At 77.2% G+C, this 1,492-nt stretch carries 1 pseudogene; it reads right to left on the reverse strand.

What is annotated here, in order from left to right:
• Nucleotides 1–85: 85 nt before the first annotated feature.
• Nucleotides 86–1,492, reverse strand: a pseudogene (gene cydC, locus E4099_RS31940) (thiol reductant ABC exporter subunit CydC); the annotation flags it as partial.

The following is a 1,492-nucleotide window of genomic DNA, read 5'->3' on the forward strand; positions in this document are numbered from 1 at the left end:
CCCCAGACCCCGAGGCCGACCCCACTCCCGATTCCGAAGCCGCGTCCGGAACAGGCCGAGAGCCCGGCTCTCCCTCCCCCTCCGCGCGCTCGTCCGCATCGGCGCGGCCGCGCAGGGCCAGCCGCAGGTTCTCCCGCAGCGAGCTGTTGAAGAGGTGGGCGTCCTGCGCGCACAGGCCCACCAGCCGGCGCACCCCGTCCCCGTCCAGGGTGGCGGCGTCGCGGCCGGCCAGGGTGTACGTGCCGGACTCGGCGTCCAGGAAGCGCAGCAGCACCTGGGCGACGGTGCTCTTTCCCGCGCCCGAGGCGCCGACCACCGCCACCCGCCGGCCGGCGGTCAGCTCCAGGTCGAAACCGTCCAGCGCGGGCCGATCGCGTCCCGGGTAGCGGGCGGTCAGCCCGCTCAGCACCAGTGGGAACGGGGTCTTGGGTGCCTGGTCCGTCCCCTCCACCACCGGTACCGGCGCGTCCAGCACCTCGTGCACCCGCTCCGCCGAGCGGCGTACCCGCTGCCGGTACTGCACCGCGAGCGGCATCCCGGCCACCGCCTCGAACGCGGCGAGCGTGGTCAGCACCACCACCGCCAGCCACACCCCGCCGAGCCGTCCGTCCGCCACCGCCCGTACCCCGGCCCAGGTCGCGGCGGTCACCGTGAGCCCGCACACCAGCGCCGACAGCCCGCTGCCGACCGCGGTGGCGGCGGCACCGCGCCGGGCGATCCCGGTGAGCAGCCGGTCCGCGCGGCGCACCGCGTCCAGCCGGCGCGGCAGCGCTCCGGCGACCCGCAGCTCGGCGGCGCCGGCCAGCAGGTCGACGATCTCGGTGGAGAGCATGCCGCGCGCCGGAGCCAGACGGCGCTCCGCCCGACGGGCCAGCGCCCCGGAGAGCAGCGGCACCCCGACCCCGGCCAGCAGCAGTCCCACCGCCAGCAGCGCCCCGGCCTCCGGCAGCAGTCCGCCGGTGAAGGCGACGGACGCGCCGCCCACCAGCACGGCCGCGCCGACCGGGAGCAACCAGCGCAGGAAGTAGTCCTGTAGCGCGTCCACATCGGAGACCAGCCGGGCGAGCAGGTCGCCGCGCCGGGCGCCGCGCAGCCCGGCCGGGGCCAGCCGCTCCAGCCGCCGGTACACCGCGACCCGCAGATCGGCCAGGATCCGCAGCACGGCGTCATGGGAGACCAACCGCTCGGCGTACCGGAACACGGCCCGGCCGATCCCGAAGGCCCGGGTGGCCGTCACCGCGACCATCAGGTAGAGCACGGGGGGCTGCTGGGCGGCGCGCGAGATCAGCCACCCGGAGACGGCGGCCAAGCCCACCGCGCTCCCCAGCGCCAGCGCCCCGAGCACCAACGCCGGCACCAGCCGCGCCCTGGCCGCACGGGCCGCGCCCCATACGAAGTCGAACCCACCACCACGGGTCGGGTCAGCCACCAGATCGCCCCCGGCGCGGGACAGCCCACGCCCAACACCCACCCCGCCGGCGCGGGACAGCCC

The sequence above is a fragment of the Streptomyces palmae genome, from assembly GCF_004684805.1.
Lineage (GTDB): Bacteria > Actinomycetota > Actinomycetes > Streptomycetales > Streptomycetaceae > Streptomyces > Streptomyces palmae.